General features: G+C 50.5%; 23 protein-coding genes. All 23 read left to right on the top strand.

Going from position 1 to position 17761, the window contains the following annotated elements:
- Positions 1–255 precede the first annotated feature (255 nt).
- Genes flgB through flhA form a run of 23 tightly spaced genes read left to right on the top strand, consistent with a single transcriptional unit; the run spans position 256 to position 17761 of the window.
- Positions 256–627: a flagellar basal body rod protein FlgB gene (gene flgB, locus EVJ22_RS04320; RefSeq protein ID WP_016508220.1), complete on the top strand. Its 372-nt coding sequence runs from the start codon at positions 256–258 to the stop codon at positions 625–627.
- A 2-nt stretch (positions 628–629) separates the two neighbouring features.
- The gene (gene flgC / locus EVJ22_RS04315; protein ID WP_071399597.1) at positions 630–1058 is read left to right on the top strand and encodes a flagellar basal body rod protein FlgC; all 429 of its coding nucleotides are present in this window, start codon (positions 630–632) and stop codon (positions 1056–1058) included.
- 13 nt (positions 1059–1071) lie between these two features.
- A complete protein-coding gene (fliE, locus tag EVJ22_RS04310; RefSeq protein ID WP_016508240.1) occupies positions 1072–1356 on the top strand; it encodes a flagellar hook-basal body complex protein FliE in 285 nt (94 codons plus the stop codon).
- Between the two features lie 21 nt (positions 1357–1377).
- On the top strand, positions 1378–2946 hold the full coding sequence (gene fliF, locus EVJ22_RS04305) for a flagellar basal-body MS-ring/collar protein FliF (RefSeq protein WP_131443353.1): 1569 nt from the start codon (positions 1378–1380) through the stop codon (positions 2944–2946).
- A gap of 5 nt (positions 2947–2951) precedes the next feature.
- A complete protein-coding gene (gene fliG / locus EVJ22_RS04300; protein WP_084813104.1) occupies positions 2952–3959 on the top strand; it encodes a flagellar motor switch protein FliG in 1008 nt (335 codons plus the stop codon).
- Positions 3943–4668: a FliH/SctL family protein gene (locus EVJ22_RS04295; protein WP_233589597.1), complete on the top strand. Its 726-nt coding sequence runs from the start codon at positions 3943–3945 to the stop codon at positions 4666–4668. The genes fliG and EVJ22_RS04295 overlap by 17 nt, the downstream gene beginning before the upstream one ends.
- The gene (gene fliI, locus EVJ22_RS04290; RefSeq protein WP_131443351.1) at positions 4655–5974 is read left to right on the top strand and encodes a flagellar protein export ATPase FliI; all 1320 of its coding nucleotides are present in this window, start codon (positions 4655–4657) and stop codon (positions 5972–5974) included. The genes EVJ22_RS04295 and fliI overlap by 14 nt, the downstream gene beginning before the upstream one ends.
- A complete protein-coding gene (locus EVJ22_RS04285; protein WP_016508248.1) occupies positions 5971–6405 on the top strand; it encodes a flagellar FliJ family protein in 435 nt (144 codons plus the stop codon). Before fliI ends, EVJ22_RS04285 begins: the two co-directional genes overlap by 4 nt.
- A 4-nt stretch (positions 6406–6409) precedes the next feature.
- On the top strand, positions 6410–6976 hold the full coding sequence (locus EVJ22_RS04280) for a MotE family protein (RefSeq protein WP_071399602.1): 567 nt from the start codon (positions 6410–6412) through the stop codon (positions 6974–6976).
- A gap of 22 nt (positions 6977–6998) precedes the next feature.
- A complete protein-coding gene (locus tag EVJ22_RS04275) occupies positions 6999–8081 on the top strand; it encodes a flagellar hook-length control protein FliK (RefSeq protein WP_233589596.1) in 1083 nt (360 codons plus the stop codon).
- The gene (locus tag EVJ22_RS04270) at positions 8053–8487 is read left to right on the top strand and encodes a flagellar hook capping FlgD N-terminal domain-containing protein (RefSeq protein ID WP_071399604.1); all 435 of its coding nucleotides are present in this window, start codon (positions 8053–8055) and stop codon (positions 8485–8487) included. The genes EVJ22_RS04275 and EVJ22_RS04270 overlap by 29 nt, the downstream gene beginning before the upstream one ends.
- Positions 8488–8499: 12 nt before the next feature.
- Positions 8500–9294: a flagellar basal body rod protein FlgG gene (flgG, locus tag EVJ22_RS04265; protein ID WP_071399605.1), complete on the top strand. Its 795-nt coding sequence runs from the start codon at positions 8500–8502 to the stop codon at positions 9292–9294.
- Positions 9294–9512 carry a flagellar FlbD family protein gene (locus EVJ22_RS04260; protein ID WP_071399606.1) on the top strand — a complete coding sequence of 73 codons (219 nt, stop codon included), beginning with the start codon at positions 9294–9296 and terminating at the stop codon, positions 9510–9512. The genes flgG and EVJ22_RS04260 overlap by 1 nt, the downstream gene beginning before the upstream one ends.
- Positions 9505–9954 carry a flagellar basal body-associated FliL family protein gene (locus EVJ22_RS04255; protein ID WP_071399607.1) on the top strand — a complete coding sequence of 150 codons (450 nt, stop codon included), beginning with the start codon at positions 9505–9507 and terminating at the stop codon, positions 9952–9954. The genes EVJ22_RS04260 and EVJ22_RS04255 overlap by 8 nt, the downstream gene beginning before the upstream one ends.
- Before the next feature lie 9 nt (positions 9955–9963).
- A complete protein-coding gene (gene fliM / locus EVJ22_RS04250; RefSeq protein ID WP_070327489.1) occupies positions 9964–10953 on the top strand; it encodes a flagellar motor switch protein FliM in 990 nt (329 codons plus the stop codon).
- Complete coding sequence (gene fliY / locus EVJ22_RS04245; protein ID WP_071399608.1) at positions 10950–12059, top strand: flagellar motor switch phosphatase FliY; 1110 nt, start codon at positions 10950–10952, stop codon at positions 12057–12059. Before fliM ends, fliY begins: the two co-directional genes overlap by 4 nt.
- Before the next feature lie 12 nt (positions 12060–12071).
- Positions 12072–12437, top strand: coding sequence for a response regulator (locus EVJ22_RS04240; protein WP_035385909.1), 366 nt, complete (start codon positions 12072–12074; stop codon positions 12435–12437).
- Positions 12434–12928 (top strand): flagellar biosynthetic protein FliO, encoded by a 495-nt coding sequence (locus EVJ22_RS04235; protein ID WP_071399609.1) that lies wholly within the window; start codon positions 12434–12436, stop codon positions 12926–12928. The genes EVJ22_RS04240 and EVJ22_RS04235 overlap by 4 nt, the downstream gene beginning before the upstream one ends.
- Positions 12925–13590 carry a flagellar type III secretion system pore protein FliP gene (fliP, locus tag EVJ22_RS04230; RefSeq protein ID WP_016508219.1) on the top strand — a complete coding sequence of 222 codons (666 nt, stop codon included), beginning with the start codon at positions 12925–12927 and terminating at the stop codon, positions 13588–13590. The genes EVJ22_RS04235 and fliP overlap by 4 nt, the downstream gene beginning before the upstream one ends.
- Positions 13591–13601: 11 nt before the next feature.
- The gene (gene fliQ / locus EVJ22_RS04225) at positions 13602–13874 is read left to right on the top strand and encodes a flagellar biosynthesis protein FliQ (protein ID WP_070327486.1); all 273 of its coding nucleotides are present in this window, start codon (positions 13602–13604) and stop codon (positions 13872–13874) included.
- Positions 13871–14641 (top strand): flagellar biosynthetic protein FliR, encoded by a 771-nt coding sequence (fliR, locus tag EVJ22_RS04220; RefSeq protein WP_131443347.1) that lies wholly within the window; start codon positions 13871–13873, stop codon positions 14639–14641. Before fliQ ends, fliR begins: the two co-directional genes overlap by 4 nt.
- Positions 14638–15729 (top strand): flagellar biosynthesis protein FlhB, encoded by a 1092-nt coding sequence (gene flhB / locus EVJ22_RS04215; protein ID WP_071399611.1) that lies wholly within the window; start codon positions 14638–14640, stop codon positions 15727–15729. The genes fliR and flhB overlap by 4 nt, the downstream gene beginning before the upstream one ends.
- 58 nt (positions 15730–15787) lie before the next feature.
- Positions 15788–17761, top strand: coding sequence for a flagellar biosynthesis protein FlhA (gene flhA / locus EVJ22_RS04210; RefSeq protein ID WP_131443538.1), 1974 nt, complete (start codon positions 15788–15790; stop codon positions 17759–17761).

The following is a 17761-nucleotide window of genomic DNA, read 5'->3' as shown; positions in this document are numbered from 1 at the left end:
GATTTTAGCTAAAAGTCCTTTCAATTAGGACTTTAGTTGCAAAAAGGCGTTCCTTTGTGAAAAGGAGCGTCTTTTTTTAGTGCAAAAGTAATTATTTTCAGAATATGTCGTGAATTCGACAAAAACAGACGATACCATTTACCTGTTTTAATAAAAATATCTTTCAGAACTGTTACAGATTTGTTTCAATGAAGTAGTAGAATTTCCAAATAAGGTATATACATGCATTCTTTTAAGTGAAAGTGAGTGAGACGCATGAATTGGATCGGCACAGATTATCAATTAATGAAGCAAGCGATCAATCATTCAGTCATGAACCAAAAAGTGATCAGTCATAACTTGTCGAACATCGACACGCCGAACTTTAAAGCGAAACAGGCTGTGTTCGAACAGACGTTAAGCAACGAGATGCGCCTCAAATTAGCCGGGGGCCGTCCGAGTGACCGCGGTAGTGCAACGAAAATCGTTGACCGGGCCGGAGGGGCGATGCGAAGTGACGGGAACAGTGTCGATCTCGATTATGAGATGAGTGAACTGGCCCGTAACCAACTGCAGTATGAGGCGATGATGGAACAATTGAACCGTCGACTCGGTGGACTTAAAACCGTTATTAGAGGAGGACGTTAATTATGGGTATGTTCGATAGTTTTCATATATCCGCTTCGGCACTCATGTCTCAGCGCCTTCGGATGGATACGGTATCGGCGAACATCGCGAACGCCCAGACGACTCGCGGCAAACTTGTCGATGGGGAATGGCAACCGTATACACGGAAAATGACGGTGCTCCAAGAAGCGCCGTTTCGTCAACAGCTGTCGGCGGTGAGCGGAGGCGTCGAAGTTTCCAGCATTGTCGAAGACGAAAGTCCTTACAAACTCACATATGACCCGAGTCACCCGGATGCGGATGAACGGGGATATGTTCAGATGCCAAACGTCGACCTGTTAAAAGAAATGGTTGATTTGACAGGTGCGACAAGATCATATGAAGCGAACATTGCAGCGATGAATGCGTCAAAAGCGATGCTCGTCAAAGCGCTCGAAATCGGTAAAGGATAAGGAGTGACAGACTATGCAAATTAACCCGATTCAATTAATCGGTAACCAGACCGCGGCTCTGCCGACAGTGAAAGAGACACCGTCTCAGTTTGGGTCATATTTGAATGAAGCGATGCAGTCGCTCAATGAAGTTCAACAGGCAACGAGTACGGCACGGAAAGACCTTGCCGTCGGTAAAGCCGATCTTCACCAAGTCATGATCCAAAGCGAAGAGTCGTCGATTGCGATGCAACTCGCCATTGAGGTGCGTAATAAAGCGGTCGAGGCCTATCAAGAAATGATGCGAATGCAAGTTTAATGAAGAGGATGACGAGTTGCGATGAATGATAAGTTAAAAGAACAATTCAGCTCACTAGCCGGCTCACTGAAGGCGATGCAAACGAACCGTAAAATCATTTGGGGAGTCGTCATCGTCGGCGTACTTGTCGTCGCGGTGCTCTTGACGGTTTGGCTCTCGCGCCCGAACATGGCTCCTCTCTACACGAACCTCTCGGCCCAAGAAGCTGGAGAAGTGACGGAAAAGCTGACGGCTGATGGAGTAAAGTCAGAAATCAAAGCGACGTCGAACGGTGTCAGCGTCTACGTGCCGAGCGAGCAAGTCGACCAATTGAAAGTTAACTTGGCGGCTGCCGGGATTCCAAAGTCAGGTGCGATCGATTACAGCTTTTTCAGTGAGAACGCCGGATTTGGAACGACGGACCGAGAAATGGCAGTCATCGAGCGAAGCGCGATGCAAACCGAACTCGAACGTTTGATTACACAAATCGAAGGCATCAATCAGGCAAAAGTCATTATCTCGCTTCCAGAGAAATCGGTGTTCTTGGCCGAAGATCAAGGGGAGCCGACGGCTTCGATCGTCCTAAATTTAGGAGCAGGTACGAATCTTGAGCCGGCGACGGTCAAAGGACTTTATCATTTGATCAGTAAGAGTGTCCCGAACTTAAAACCGGAGAACATCTCGGTCATGGACCAATATTTCACGTATTACGATTTGGATCAATCGACGATGGCCGGTGGAACTTCGACCGACCCGTTAGCACTGAAGCGTCAAGTCGAGAAAGACGTACGTCAACAGATTCAACAAATGCTCTCGGTCTTACTCGGAGAACGCAGCGTGCTCGTCTCGGTCACGGCCGATATCGACACGACCCAATCGGCAGAAGAGCAAAACCTGGTAACCCCGGTCAACGAGGATACGATGGAAGGGATTGTGACGTCTGCTGAACGGATCGCTGAAGCGTACACAGGTGGTACGGGAGCAGCGGCAGCGGCAGGAGCTGGTGAAAATGATACCGTCAACTTCCCAGCCGCCACGGGAACCGGGGAAGAAGAAAGCGAAAAGAACCATGAAATCATCAACTATGAGGTCAATCGCATCACGAAACAAATTCAGAACGCCCCATACACGATTCGTGACCTCGGTGTTCAACTGATCGTCGAGCCGCCAGACGGCGCTCAAGCGATCGATCCGCAACTTGAGGGCGACCTTGAGACGATGATGTATTCCATCATCCGGACGTCGCTCGCTAAAACGGGCGAGGCGTTGACGGAAGCGGAACTCGAACAGAAAGTCGTCGTCGTGTCACGACCGTTCGCTGAGACGGAAGAAACGGCAGTGGCAGAACAGCCGACAGCGTGGTGGATGTACGCAGCCGCAGCAGGTGCTGTCGTCTTGCTCGCACTTCTATTCTTCGCCATGCGAAGACGGAATAAGCAACCGGTTCCGGAAACGAATGAATGGGAAGTACCGTATGAAGACGAAGTACCTGATCTCGACTTGGAAGAGCGAGGCGAAGGTGCCGTCAAGAAGAAACAGTTGGAGAAATTGGCAGAGAGTAATCCAGAAGAGTTCGCCAAGCTTCTTCGTACTTGGATGTCTGAGGAGTGAGTACTGTGAACTACGCAAAACAACCGAACCGAGAAAAAGCGGCCATGCTCATGATCTCGCTTGGACCTGAAGTGGCGGCAAGTGTGTATAAACACCTGTCCGAAGAAGAGATGGAGCAGTTGACGCTACAAATATCGGCACTCCGAAAAGTGTCGTCTGAACAAAAGGAAGCCATTTTAGGAGAATTTCATGACCTGGCGATGGCACAGAGTTATATCACCCAAGGTGGCATCGGGTTTGCGAAAACGGTTTTAGAGAAAGCGGTCGGAGAAGAGAAGGCGATGGCGTTGATTCATCGTCTCACTTCGACGCTGCAAGTCCGACCGTTTGAATTTGCCCGAAAAGCCGATCCGAAGCAGTTGCTCAACTTTATTCAAAACGAGCACCCGCAGACGATCGCCTTAATTTTGGCTCATCTTGAACCGGTCAAGTCCGGGCAAATCTTGTCGGAACTTCCGCCAGAGATTCAGTCGGAGGTCGCGAAACGAATCGCGACGATGGACCGCCTCAACCCGGACGTCATTCATGAGATCGAACAGATTCTTGAAAAGAACTTATCGCAAACCGATATGCAAGATTACGCCCAATCCGGCGGAATCGAGGCAGTCGTCGAAGTGCTTAACGGTGTCGACCGGACGACGGAGCGGACGATTCTTGACGCGCTCGAGATCGAAGACCCGGAACTCGCGGAAGAAATCAAAAAACGGATGTTCGTCTTCGAAGATATCGTCACGCTCGACTCACGTGCGATTCAACGGATTATTCGCGAAGTCTCCAACGACGACCTTCTGCTCGCGCTCAAAGTATCTTCCGAAGAGGTCAAACAGATCATCTTCAAAAACATGTCGCAACGAATGGTCGATACGTTCAAAGAAGATATGGAGTTCATGGGACCGGTCAGACTGCGTGACGTCGAAGAAGCACAAAGCCGCATCGTCGGAATCATCCGCCGCCTAGAAGATGTTGGAGAGATCGTGATTAGCCGTGGTGGAGGAGATGACATCGTTGTCTAACGTAATCAAACGTCAACGAGCGATGCCGCTCGAACCACAGCGAATCGATTCGCGTCCATTCCTTGAACCGTTTTCAGAGGTTGTGGTCGAACGTAGTCATGAACAAGAGTTAGAAATGAGATATGCTTCACTCCGCCAAGAGGAAGAAGCGATCAAGTTGCACCGTGAAGCAGTGGAACATGAGCTTGAACTGTTACGAGAGCAAACGCTTGAAGCTGCTTATCAGGAAGGGTACGGGTCAGGTTTTGACTTAGGACGTCAAGAAGGAAAGTCAGAGTTCGATGAGTTGACAGCCCGATTGAACACGGTCGGCACCGAACTTGAGAACTTGTTCGAACAGAAATGGCGAGATGCCGAGACGAAGTTAGTTGATTTGGCTGTCGAGATCAGTGCACGTGTCACGACCGATCTCGTCCGAAACGAGGAGGCGTTGTTCGCCGACATGATCCGCGAACAACTGCTACGCCAAATCGATGCCGAAGCGTTGACCGTCTTCGTCCACCCGACGCGACTTGCATCGATCCAACGTTTCGAGTCGATGTGGCAATCCGAACAGATGCCGCCGTTGAAATATCGGGCCGATGTCTCGTTGACAGAGACGAGCGTGCGGATCGAGACGCCACATCATGGCAACGAGCTCGACGTATCGTACAGTTTTGAACGAATTCGTTCAAAGATCGAGGAGGTTCTATCCGATGGCGCTTATTGACCGCGTATTCGACACAATCACCGCTGCTCCCGAAGATGAGTATGTGCGTAAAGTCGGTCGTGTCTGTCGCGTCATCGGGCTGATGATCGAATCGAACGGTCCGAGCGCGTTTATCGGTGAGCGCTGCCTGATCGAGTTACCGTCCGGCCAAACGGTTGAAACCGAGGTCGTCGGCTTCAATGAAGAGCGCGTCTTGCTCATGCCTTACGGAGAAACGACACAGATCGCCCCAGGTTGTATCGTCAAAGGGACGGGGCACATGCTCCAAGTACCGGTCGGGTTCGAACTGATCGGTCAAGTCCTTGACGGGCTTGGGCGTCCTTTATCGGGTGCGGCGATGACGACGGGCAAACGCTACGATGTGCTTCGAAAACCGCCGAACCCGTTAGAACGTCCACGCATTTTAGACGTTTTGTCGACCGGGGTCCGGATCATCGACAGTCTGTTGACGGTCGGAAAAGGTCAACGTGTCGGTTTGTTTGCGGGATCAGGCGTCGGGAAATCGACATTGCTTGGCATGATCGCTAAACGCTCATCGGCAGATATAAACGTGATCGCATTGATCGGCGAACGGGGACGAGAAGTGAAAGAGTTCATCGAAAAAGAACTTGGTCCTGAAGGCATGGCTCGATCGGTCGTCATCGTAGCGACGAGCGATCAACCCCCGCTCGTGCGTTTGAAGGGCGCTTACACGGCGACGGCGATCGCCGAGTACTTCCGGGACCAAGGCAAAGAGGTCGTCCTTATGATGGACTCAGTGACCCGATTCGCGATGGCCCAACGAGAGATCGGGCTAGCGACCGGAGAACCACCGACATCGAAAGGATATACGCCTTCCGTGTTCGCGATGCTTCCGCAACTGCTAGAGCGGAGCGGGACGTCCGTCACCGGTTCAATCACGGCGTTTTATACCGTCCTCGTTGACGGGGACGATATGAACGAACCAATCGCGGATGCCGTCCGTGGGATTTTAGACGGTCACTTCGTGATGGACCGTTCGCTCGCCAACCGAGGGCAGTTTCCGGCGATCCATGTCTTAAAGTCGATCAGTCGGGTCATGAACCAGATTGCTTCACCTGTACATCGCGATGCCGCGCAGACGTTTCGGAGTTGGCTCGCCACTTATCTGGATGCGGAAGACTTGATTAACATCGGAGCCTATAAAAAGGGCACGAATCCTGCGATCGATACAGCAATCGATGAATATCCGGGACTGCTCACATTTTTAAAACAGTCGATTGAAGAAGAGGCATCGATCGAGCAGACGCTCGATCGTCTTGTCGGAATTGCGAGAGGTGAATCATGAACAAGCTGTTGTTAGAACGCATCATGCCGATTGCCGAGCATGCAAAAGAAGAATCGGCGACAGAGATGAGAGGTCATAAGGCGCGATTCGAAGCCGAGATGGAGACGCTGTATCGATTAGTAGTGACGTATGAGACGCTCATGAAGAGTCAAGATGAACAATCTGGTGTGATTGATCTGCTCATGTTCCAATATCGTGAAAAGGCGAGGGAACAGTTAAAGCGTCAAATTGAGACGCAACAACTCGTCGTGCAACAGTCGCGGAACCGTTACAATCTGGCTCAAGAGCGTTTGCTCGGAAAAGTTGTCGAAGAGAAAAAATATGTAACGTTGCATGAGAAGGTCAGCCAAAATGAAGTGGCCGTCTCGAAACTCACCGAACAACATTTTATCGATGAGTTGGCAGTGATTCATCACGGGAAAGGGAAGTAAGCGGATGGAAAAAGAGAACAATAAGCGAGGCATACAGCTCTTGGTCGCTCTTGTCCTCGTCCCGGCAATCTTTTTACTCGTCGGCGGAATCGTCGTCATGAACTATGCGATGGACCGGCCGCTATTATCGGTGCCGTTCATAGAAACAAGCGAACAGGCAGACAAAGATGAGACGGTTGAAACAAAAGTCAATGTCACCGGCATTGACGCGGACACGACGAATCGTTTAAAAGTCGCGAACGCTGAGATTGAAAAACTTCGCACGGAAAACGTCGAATTGACGAATGAAGTAAAAGCGAGACAAAAAGAAGTATCGGACTTGATTAAAGAGCGGGATCGCCTCGTGTCTGAACTCGGAGCCACTACGGAAGCAGAAGTGGAGGAAGAGACGTCGAACGTGTCTCGCGTCTATGAAGAAATGTCCGCCAAACAAGCGGCCGCAATCATGAACGAACTCGACAGCCCGCAAGTGGTGACAATCTTAAAAGAACTGTCGCCGAAACAACAGGCTGACATATTAGGACGGATGGACGCACAACAGGCGGCCGTCGTCACGCAATTGCTCCAATGAAACGTGAAAGGAGGAAGAGATGATGAATATCGCCTTACTTGCTCAAGCGGTCCAAGGAACGACAGCGAAAGGCGGGGAGACAGGATCTACCCCGACCGGACAGTTTTTAGAGCTGCTGTCATCGATGCTCGGCACCTCGACGGAAACGTTAGCTGAGTTGGAAGCTGCGCCGACGACACTTGCACCGAATGCGCCAATTGTGACAGATAGCGCCCTTCCGCTCGAGAACTTGTCGAGCCAACTTGAACAGTGGTTACAACAACCCGATAGTTTAGAGTGGTTAAAGTCTTTGCCACAAGACGCCTATCGTAAGTTCATGGACGCCTATATCGGCATCATCGCCCAAACAGCTACAGCTACAGGAACGACAGCAGAAACGGTCTCTTCAGACGTTATGACCACAATGGCTACCGCCCAAACGATATTACCGGGCGCGATGATGTTAGGAAAGGCGGAACGTGATGCGTTGGGTGGAAAACAAGGCCAGCCAACCGTAAACGAGAACGTCCAAGTCATCCAGCAAATCGTTTCGCAATTTAAAGGGAGTTTAACCCAGACCACAAAACATATTCCCCTCCCTTATCAAAATGAAACGCCGATAAATGTATTACCGCAAGCCGGAAAAGAAAACGTCGACTGGTTACCGAAAGGCATGACATGGTCACGACCACAAATTGACTCGGAAACGGTCATGTACGCGTCAAAGGGATCGCTTCCAGAGAACCTCCAAGCCCGGATTGAGGCTGCTCTTCAAAGAGCACCGTTCCGAAGCGGGGCCGATGGGTCGAAAGTGTTTACCGTTCGACTCTATCCGGAACAGCTAGGTGAACTCGTCGTCAAACTCGAGCGCCATAACGGCGAACTCGTCGTCAAGCTGTTCGCGAGCAACCAAGAAGCAAAACAGCTGCTCCAGTCGCAAATGCAACAACTGCAACAGACGCTCCAACCGCTGTCGCAGCACATCCGGGTCGAAGTGAGTTTGACGCAACAAGCGCTCGAAGCGAAATCATCGACGTTTAGCGGGTCAGACCAACCTGAACCAGAACAACAGGAACAACCGAAAGGGGAACCCGACGATGACGACCATCCAACCGAAGACGAATGATTATACGTTACCTGATCAATCGCTGCCTAAAGCGACGAACCAATACGATAAGGACATGTTCTTAAAGCTATTGATGGCCCAACTTGGCAACCAAGATCCGATGTCACCGATGGAAGACCGAGAGTTCATCTCACAAATGGCTCAATTTTCATCACTCGAACAAATGCAGACGATTTCGAAACAACTTGATTCAGTACTCGTCGACCGCCACATGGCCTCGATCTCCGAGTTCAGCAATATGATCGGCAAGACGGTCGACCATAAAACGGAGACTGAGACGGAGACGATCAAAGGATCGGGACGTGTCGTCTCGATTTCAAGAACGGATGAGTCAGGATACATGGCCGATCTCGAAGACGGCAGCTCGGTAAGCGTCTACAATATTACGTCCATCAAACAAGCATAAGGGGGATTCATCATGTTAAGAGCAATGTACTCAGGAATCAGCGGATTAAAGAACTTCCAGTCAAAGCTTGATGTCGTCGGTAACAACATCGCCAACGTCAACACGTTCGGGTATAAAAAAGGCCGCGTCACGTTCAAAGACCTCGTCAGCCAGCAAGTCGGTAGTGCGTCAGGCGGGAACGGGCTAACAGCCGGCGGGATCAACCCGAAAGAAGTCGGTCTCGGAGGCACGATGGCGACGGTCGACAACGTCTACAACCAAGGCGCGATGCAAAACTCAGGGAGAGCGCTCGATGTCGGGATCTCAGGTGAAGGCTTCTTCGCAGTCAACGTGAACGGGCAAACCCAATACACACGGGCCGGTAACTTCTATACAGATAATGCCGGGGATATCGTCAATGGTGATGGAGCATATGTACTTAGCACAGCGGGCGCTAAAATCACTGTACCTGCTGGAGCGAAATCACTATCGATTGGAAAAGACGGACAAGTCAGTTACGTCAATGCTGCGGGTGCTTCAACAAACGTCGGTCAAATTCAAGTCGTCACGTTTGCCAATAACGCCGGTCTATCAAAAGTCGGAGCGAACAACTATATTCAATCGCAAAACTCAGGGGCTCCAAACCCTGGCATTCCAGGTCAAAACGGACGCGGTGAACTCGTCTCGGGCGCACTCGAAATGTCGAACGTCGACTTATCAGAAGAGTTCACAGAAATGATTATCGCGCAACGTGGGTTCCAGGCGAACACACGAATCATCACAACGTCAGACGAGATTTTACAAGAACTCGTCAACTTGAAACGCTGATGATACGCGTCACGACATTGCGGGATGAGGAATTTGTCTTGAACGCCTTGTTCATCGAGACGGTCAAGGCCGAACCTGACACGATCATTCATTTGTATAACGGTAAAACTTATATCGTCAAAGAGACGAAAGATCAAATCATCGATCGGACGACAGCATTTTACGGCTCGATTGGGTTGATGGGAACGACAGTCACAAGAGGTGAAGAAGATGAGTGAAGAAAAACAAAAAGGAGGCGCCATGAAAATGGTGCTCATCCTGCTCGTCGTCCTACTCGTCATGGGGGGCGCTGGGTTTATGACTTATAAATATGTATTCGGCGACAACGTGACGGCTAAAACGAAACCTGTGACGGCAGAAGAACTCGCCGAGCGCAGCTTCACGACCGAGGATATGACGACGAACATTCAAGACGAACGGTTCATCAACGTCCAATTCACGATTGTGACCGATGCGGCAGAGACGAAAGAAGATCTTGAACTTCGTAAATTCCAAGTCCATAACGTCATCCTTGGTGATTTGGCCGGTATGACGAAGGCACAGCTCACGACGAAGGAAGATATGCAGAAGTTCGAGCAATCCTTGCGCGAGCAATTAAACGGACTGCTGGAAAAAGGTGAGGTCCAGCGCGTCTATATGACGAAGAAAATTATACAGTGAGGTGGCATCATGGGAGAAGTACTGTCTCAACAAGAAATTGATGCCCTGTTATCAGCGCTAAGCAGTGGAGATGTCGAAGCCGATTCCTTTTTGAATCAAGAAGAAGAACGAAAAGTACGGCAGTATGACTTCAAACGGGCCGTCCGTTTCTCTAAAGATCAAATTCGTAGCTTGACCCGGATCCATGAACATTTCACACGGATGCTGACGACTTTTTTCTCGGCCCAACTTCGGACGTATGTCCAGTTCACGGTCAATTCAGTCGAACAGCTTCCATATGATGAGTTCATTCATTCGATTCCGAGTATGACGATGATCAACTTGATTGAGGCGCCCCCGCTTAACGGCCGGTTCATCATCGAAGTCAATCCGAACATCTCTTACGCGATGTTGGACCGACTGCTCGGGGGACCTGGCGTCGAGATTGAAAAAGTCGAGAGCTTCACTGAGATCGAGATGCGAATCTTGACTCAGCTATATAAACGAGCTTTTGCCGGTTACGGGGAAGCGTGGGAGTCGATTGCCGAGATCAAGTCCGAAATGACGGCTGTTGAAGTGAATCCACAGTTCCTTCAACTCGTGTCACCAAACGAGACGGTCGTGCTCATTTCGATCGGGGTCACGATCGGAGAAGTGAGCGGGACGATTAACGTCTGTTTGCCGTTCGTGACGATCGAGCCGGTGCTATCGAAACTATCGAGTCATTATTGGATGCAAGAGGCGAACCGCCGCAATGCGAGCGGGAACAGTCAAGAACCGCTCAAAGCCCAATTGATGAACTCGACGGTAGAAGTCGTGTCCCTGCTCGGGGAGACGACAATCACGTTCGGTGACTTGTTGCATTTAGAGATCGGTGACTGTTTGACGCTCGACCAATTAGTGAAAGACCCGCTATCTGTCTTAGTTGGGGAAAATAAAGTATTCAGAGGGCAAGTCGGTGTGAGTGGGAAGCGGATGGCGGTCCAAGTACTTCACCGGGTGAAGGAGGAAGAGCAATGAGTGAGATGTTGTCACAAGATGAAATTGACGCGTTATTACGAGGAACGAGCGACAGTTCGCCAAAACCGGTAGACGAGAGCGGAGAACATCTCGACTCGATGGAAAGCGACGCCCTAGGAGAGATTGGGAATATCTCGTTCGGAAATTCCGCGACGGCGCTGTCGACGTTACTGCAACAAAAAGTAGAAATCACGACCCCGGTCGTCAGTGAAGTGACGATCGATGAGCTCAGAGATCGTTATCCGACACCTCACGTGGCGCTTCGGGTCGGTTATACCGAAGGGTTGAAAGGGGAGAACGTCCTCGTCTTGACCCGTGAAGACGCGGCCATCATTTCTGATTTGATGCTCGGCGGGACCGGTATCGGTGTCGATCCGGAAGGACTCGATGAGATTCGATTGTCGGCTGTTCAAGAAGCGATGAACCAAATGATGGGGGCTGCGGCCACGTCGCTCTCGACCGTGTTCTCTAAAAAAATTGATATTTCGCCGCCGCTCGTCGAAGTATTCGATGCGACGAAAAATCAGACGATCATTGACCGGCTCGAACTTTGGGAGACGATGGTGCTGATCGAGTTCGATTTGAAAGTCGGCACGTTGATTGATTCAAAAATTGTCCAAATTGCCCCTATTCAATTCGGGAAACAACTGGTGAACGAACTGATTGCAGCTACGACTTCAGCCCCGGCCGCGCCTAAACAAGAGCAGCCGAAAGTTCAAGCGGCGGTCACACCAGCGAAAGCTCCGGCACCTGCTCCGGCACGCGCTGAAAAAACGTCAGCCCCAGAAGTGGCGGTCAGCCAGGCTGAGTTCATGCCGCTCCACGCCCCAACGTCAAACGATTCGGTGCCGGCAAACCTAGGTTTGCTGTATGATGTGCCGCTCAACGTGACGGTCGAACTCGGCCGGACGAAACGGTCAGTGCGAGAAGTGCTCGAACTGTCGCAAGGGTCGATCATCGAACTTGATAAATTGGCAGGGGAGCCCGTCGATATTTATGTGAACCAACAACGCATTGCCCGCGGCGAAGTCGTCGTCATCGAAGAGAACTTCGGGGTACGTGTGACAGAAATCATCCAACCGCATGAGCGGATTGGAATCGTTTAAGGAGGAAGAACAATGAGTGCAAAAATTTTGGTGGTAGATGATGCGGCGTTCATGCGCATGATGATTAAAGATATTTTAACGAAGAACGGGTTTGAAGTGGTCGGTGAGGCAGAGAACGGTATTGACGCGGTCGCAAAATACCGTGAACTCACGCCAGATCTCGTCACCCTCGACATCACGATGCCAGAAATGGACGGCCTGGCGGCATTGAAAGAAATTCGCGGGTTCGATTCGAACGCCAAAGTCATCATGTGTTCGGCGATGGGGCAACAAGCGATGGTCATCGATGCGATCCAAGCGGGAGCAAAAGACTTCATCGTAAAACCGTTCAACGCGGAACGTGTCGTCGAGGCAGTTTCGAAAACGGTCGCACAATGAACAAGTGGTGGTTGATTTTCCTGCTCGTGGTCGGGCTGTCTGTGCCGGCCACGGTCGAGGCCGCCACCGTGGATAAACAGTTCGAACAACAGCAGCCTGAAGCCAAAGATCAATCTGTCCCTACGACCGTCTCGACGGTCGGGACGTTGGTCAAGGTCGTCTTGAGTTTAGTTGTCGTAATTGGAGGATTCCTCGTCTTGATGCGTTGGTTAAACGCACGGACGCAAGGTGTGAAGACGGCGCAACATATGAAACATCTCGGTGGGGTACCGCTTGGGAAGGACCGCTCGGTGCAGCTCGTCAAGTTAGGTGAGCAAGTATACGTGCTCGGTGTCGGTGAATCGATTCAATTGATTGATCGAATCGACGCGGAATCGATCGATGAAGCAGCGCACGACGCGCCTTCACTGAACACTTCGAACACATCAACGTTCTTAGATACGTTCAAACAACAACTGTCACAGATTGAAGAAGTGAGGAAGAAGCAATGACGACGATTGAACAACTGATCAATTTAGAAACGCCGGACAGCACGTCGACTTCGATTAAATTATTAGTCGTATTGACACTGCTCACGCTGGCGCCGTCATTCTTGATTTTGATGACTTGTTTTACACGTGTCGTCGTCGTCCTTTCGTTCATTCGGCCAGCCTTAGGAACGCAACAGACACCGCCGAACCAATTGATCATCGGGCTCGCCTTGTTCATCACGCTGTTCGTCATGTCTCCGGTCTTATCTGATTTAAACGACAAGGCGTTGTCTCCGTATATGGACGACGAAATCAGTCAAGATGAGGCGTTCGAGGAAGCCGGTAACACGATGAAACGATTCATGGCAAAGTATACGCGACAGGAAGATTTGCAACTGTTTATCAAATACGGGAATTATGAGCAACCGGAGTCGGTCGAAGACGTTCCTTTGCTCGCGATGGTACCAGCTTACGCCATCAGTGAGCTCAAGACGGCGTTTCAAATCGGCTTTATGATTTTCTTGCCTTTTTTGATCATTGATATGGTCGTGGCGAGTGTGCTCATGTCGATGGGGATGATGATGCTTCCACCGGTCATGATCGCTCTGCCGTTCAAATTGTTGTTGTTTGTATTAGTGGATGGATGGCACTTAATCGTGGAATCATTGCTTAGAAGTATGTAGGAGGAACGATTATGACGCATGAAATGGTCATCTATTTGGCGACAGAGAGTGTATGGACGTTATTAAAGATTTCGATGCCACTTCTTTTGATCGCCCTCGTCGTCGGACTCGTCATCTCGATTTTACAGGCGACGACTCAAATTCAAGAACAGACGCTATCGTTCGTTCCAAAGCTGGTCGCAGTCTTTATCGGGCTCGTCGTTTTCGCGCCGTGGATGCTGCAACAGATGGAAGGATTTACGCGGATGATCTTTGAACTGATGGTCGAGGTCGCCTCGAAATGAATGCGGTCGATTTCATTAGTTTATATGGATTGACGTTTGCGCGTCTATCCGGATTTTTCGTAAGTGTGCCTTTATTTTCTTCAAGGCAGCTCCCGGTCATGCACCGTGTCGCGTTTAGTGCTTTTTTAGCTTATTATGCGATGTTCACGGTAACAGAGCCGCTTGAACTCGGGCAGGCCTTCATCGTTCAAGTGCTGTACGAAGTGCTGATTGGACTTCTGCTCGGCATTTTGATCAACATCTTATTTTTTGCCCCACAGATTGCCGGGGGAATCATCGATTTGCAGCTCGGTCTGGCGATGGCGTCAGCGTATGACCCAATGTTTGGCGGACAGTCACCGTTGATCGGGCGATTTTATTACATCTTTACGCTGTTCATCATGCTATCAAGTAATCTGCACTTACTGTTGATCGACGGTATCTATTACAGCTTTCAAATTTATCCGCCTGGTCAACCGATGATCAACTTTAGCGAAGGATCGCTCATGATGGCCGTGAAGGTCGTCACGATGACGATGATGGTCGCATTGCAACTCGCGTTCCCGCTCATGGCATCGCTGCTTCTCGTCGACTTGGCGCTTGGCTTCTTAGCAAAATCGGCCCCGCAGTTCAACATTTTTGCCATCGGGTTCTCGTTCAAATTGATCGCCGGGTTTTCCGTGATGGTCATGATGATGGGATTGACGCTGAATGGGATCAGCCAATTCATCCCGGTGTTGCAAGAGATATTACGTGATTTTATGAAGTTGTTAGGAGACGCTCAATGAAGCCTCTATACTCTTTATCGGTCGATCTTCAGTTTTTTGCAGGAGAAAAAACGGAAAAAGCAACACCTCGAAAACGAGAAGACTCGCGTAAAAAAGGACAAGTTGCGAAATCAGCCGATCTGACCGGAGCGTTCGCCTTGTTCGCGATGTTCCTCATGTTATCTTTTCTCGGACCTTATGTCGGTCAGCAACTGTTTGGCCTGACGAAAGAGCTGCTCGGTCCAACGTATTTGCTGTACGACTTATCAGAAGGCATGTCCGGGATGATGATCGATTTGGTCATTCGCGCCGGGATCATTTTAGCACCGTTCTTGATCGTTGCGGTCGTGTTCGGTATTTTAATCAACTATTTCCAAATCGGTTCACTGTTCTCAACAGAGGCGATTCAACCAAAGTTAGAGCGGATTGACCCGCTCAAAGGGGTAAAGCGCATCATCAGCATGAAAGCAGTCGTCGAATTTTTAAAGTCCTTATTCAAATTATTGATTATCCTGACGACTGCGGTCGCTATACTTTGGCAAAATCAAAAAGAATTGTCACGCATGGCCGTCGAACATGTTCGTGAATCGGTCGTCGCACTCGCTGCAATCACGATCGAACTCGGGCTGTGGGTCAGTGTCGCATTGCTCGCGCTCGCATTGCTCGACTTCTTTTATCAACGGTTCGATTTTGAAAAATCGATCCGCATGTCGAAACAAGACATTAAAGACGAGTATAAGAACAGTGAAGGCGACCCGCTCATCAAGTCGAAAATCAAACAACAACAACGGGAGATGGCGATGCGGCGCATGATGCAAGAGATTCCTAACGCGGACGTCGTCATCACCAACCCGACCCATTTCGCTGTCGTCATCCGTTATGACGATACGAAAGACTTTGCGCCGCTCGTCGTCGCCAAAGGGGTCGACCAAGTCGCTTTCAATATTCGTGACGTCGCAAAAGAGCACGATATCCCGATCGTGGAAAATAAACCATTGGCCCGTGCGCTCTACGCACAGCTAGACATCGGAGAAGTCGTCGACGAGTCGTTTTATCAGGCGATCGCCGAAGTGTTGGCGTTCGTCTATCAACTGAAACAACCGTCTTGAGGAGGAGTATGCGTTGGCTGTAAAAGCTAAAGATTTCGCAGTATTGATTGGCGTTCTTATGATCGTCGTCATGCTGGTCATCCCGTTACCGGGGTTCTTACTAGATTTTCTTATCATAGTGAATATATTGATCGCCCTCATGATTTTACTCGTGGCGATGAACGCCCGGGAAGCGCTTGATTTCTCTGTCTTCCCGTCCCTCTTGCTGATCGTCACGCTGTTCCGTCTCGGGCTGAACGTGTCAACGACCCGTTCGATCCTTTCGACCGGATATGGTGGGGAAGTCATTGAAACGTTCGGGAACTTCGTCATCGGCGGAAACGTTCTCGTCGGATTCGTCGTATTCCTCATTCTCGTCATCATCCAATTCGTCGTCATCACGAAAGGTGCCGAGCGGGTATCTGAAGTCTCGGCTCGATTCACACTCGACGCGATGCCGGGGAAACAAATGGCGATCGATGCCGATTTGAACTCTGGATTGATCGATGACAAAGACGCCCAAATCCGCCGTAAAAAGATTCAAAGCGAGGCTGATTTTTATGGTTCGATGGACGGGGCCTCGAAATTCGTAAAAGGTGACGCGATTGCCGGGATCATTATCGTCGTCATCAACTTGATTTTCGGTATCATCATCGGCGTTGTTCAAATGGGATTACCTGTCGGTGAGTCGTTTACGACGTTCTCGCTTATGACAATCGGGGATGGGCTCGTCAGTCAGATTCCGGCCCTCCTCATTTCGACGGCGACCGGGATCATCGTCACCCGTGCCGTCTCGGACGGGAATCTCGGGGAAGACGTGATCGACCAGCTCGGTCAAAATCCGACGTTGCTCTATATCGCCGGCACGGTCATCTTCTTGCTCGGATTCGTGTCACCGAGCCTACTACCGGTGACGACGCTGATCGCGGGTGCGACATTCTATGGGGCGTACTCGATGCGCCGCAGCCTGAAGCAAGCGATTGCTGAACCGCTACCGGATGAGGAACCGTCGGCACCGACCGAGACCGTCGTCTCGCTCCTGCAAATCGATGCGATCGAGTTCGAGTTCGGCTACGGGCTGATTCCACTCGCGGATGAGTCGCAAGGCGGCGATCTGCTCGACCGTGTCGTTATGATCCGCCGTCAACTCGCACTCGAACTCGGGTTCATCTTACCGACGGTTCGAATCCGTGACCACTTGCAACTGTCACCGAACGCTTACCGGATCAAAGTGAAAGGCAATGTCGTCGCAGAAGGTGAGTTATTGCTCGATCACTACTTGGCGATGAGCCCTGGAATTGAAGACCCTGAAGTGTACGGGATTGAAACGACGGAACCGGCTTTCGGATTGCCCGCCCTTTGGATCGATGAAGAGACGCGGACGCGGGCCGAGATGAGCGGTTATACCGTCGTCGATCCACCTTCTGTCGTCGCCACGCATTTAACGGAGACGCTTAAAAAACATGCGTCCGAACTACTCGGACGGGAAGAGACGAAACAACTCGTCGAGCACTTGAAAGAGACACACCCGGTGCTCGTCGAAGATGTGACCCCATCCGTGCTCTCAATCGGAGATATCCAAAAAGTACTTCGTCATCTATTGAAAGAGCACGTCTCGATTCGCAACTTGCCGCTCTTGTTTGAGACGATGGCCGATTATGGGAAAGTGACGAAAGACGCTGATATATTAGGCGAATACTGTCGTCAAGGACTCGCCCGTCAGTTGACTGACCAAGTCAGCCCGCCGGACGGTCCACTCTATGTCGTCACACTCGGAGGACAGACCGAGCAACTTATTCAAGACGCTGTCCAAAAAACCGAGTTCGGCAACTATTTGGCGCTCGATCCGGAACAAGCGCGCGAAATCATCGAGCGCTCTGGTGAACAGCTGTCGATGTTTGAACGCTACGGGGCTTCGGCGGTCATTCTTTGCTCGCCGACGATTCGGATATTCGTGAGACAGTTGCTCGAACGGTACTATCCTGACGTTCCGGTACTTGCGTATAACGAATTGCTCAGCTCGCTCGAAGTGAAAAGTATTGGGGTGATTTAA

It is taken from the genome of Exiguobacterium sp. SH0S7 (genome assembly GCF_004337195.1).
Lineage (GTDB): Bacteria > Bacillota > Bacilli > Exiguobacteriales > Exiguobacteriaceae > Exiguobacterium > Exiguobacterium aurantiacum_A.
Note: the sequence above shows the minus strand (reverse complement) of the source record. Positions and strands in the feature narration are given on the sequence as shown.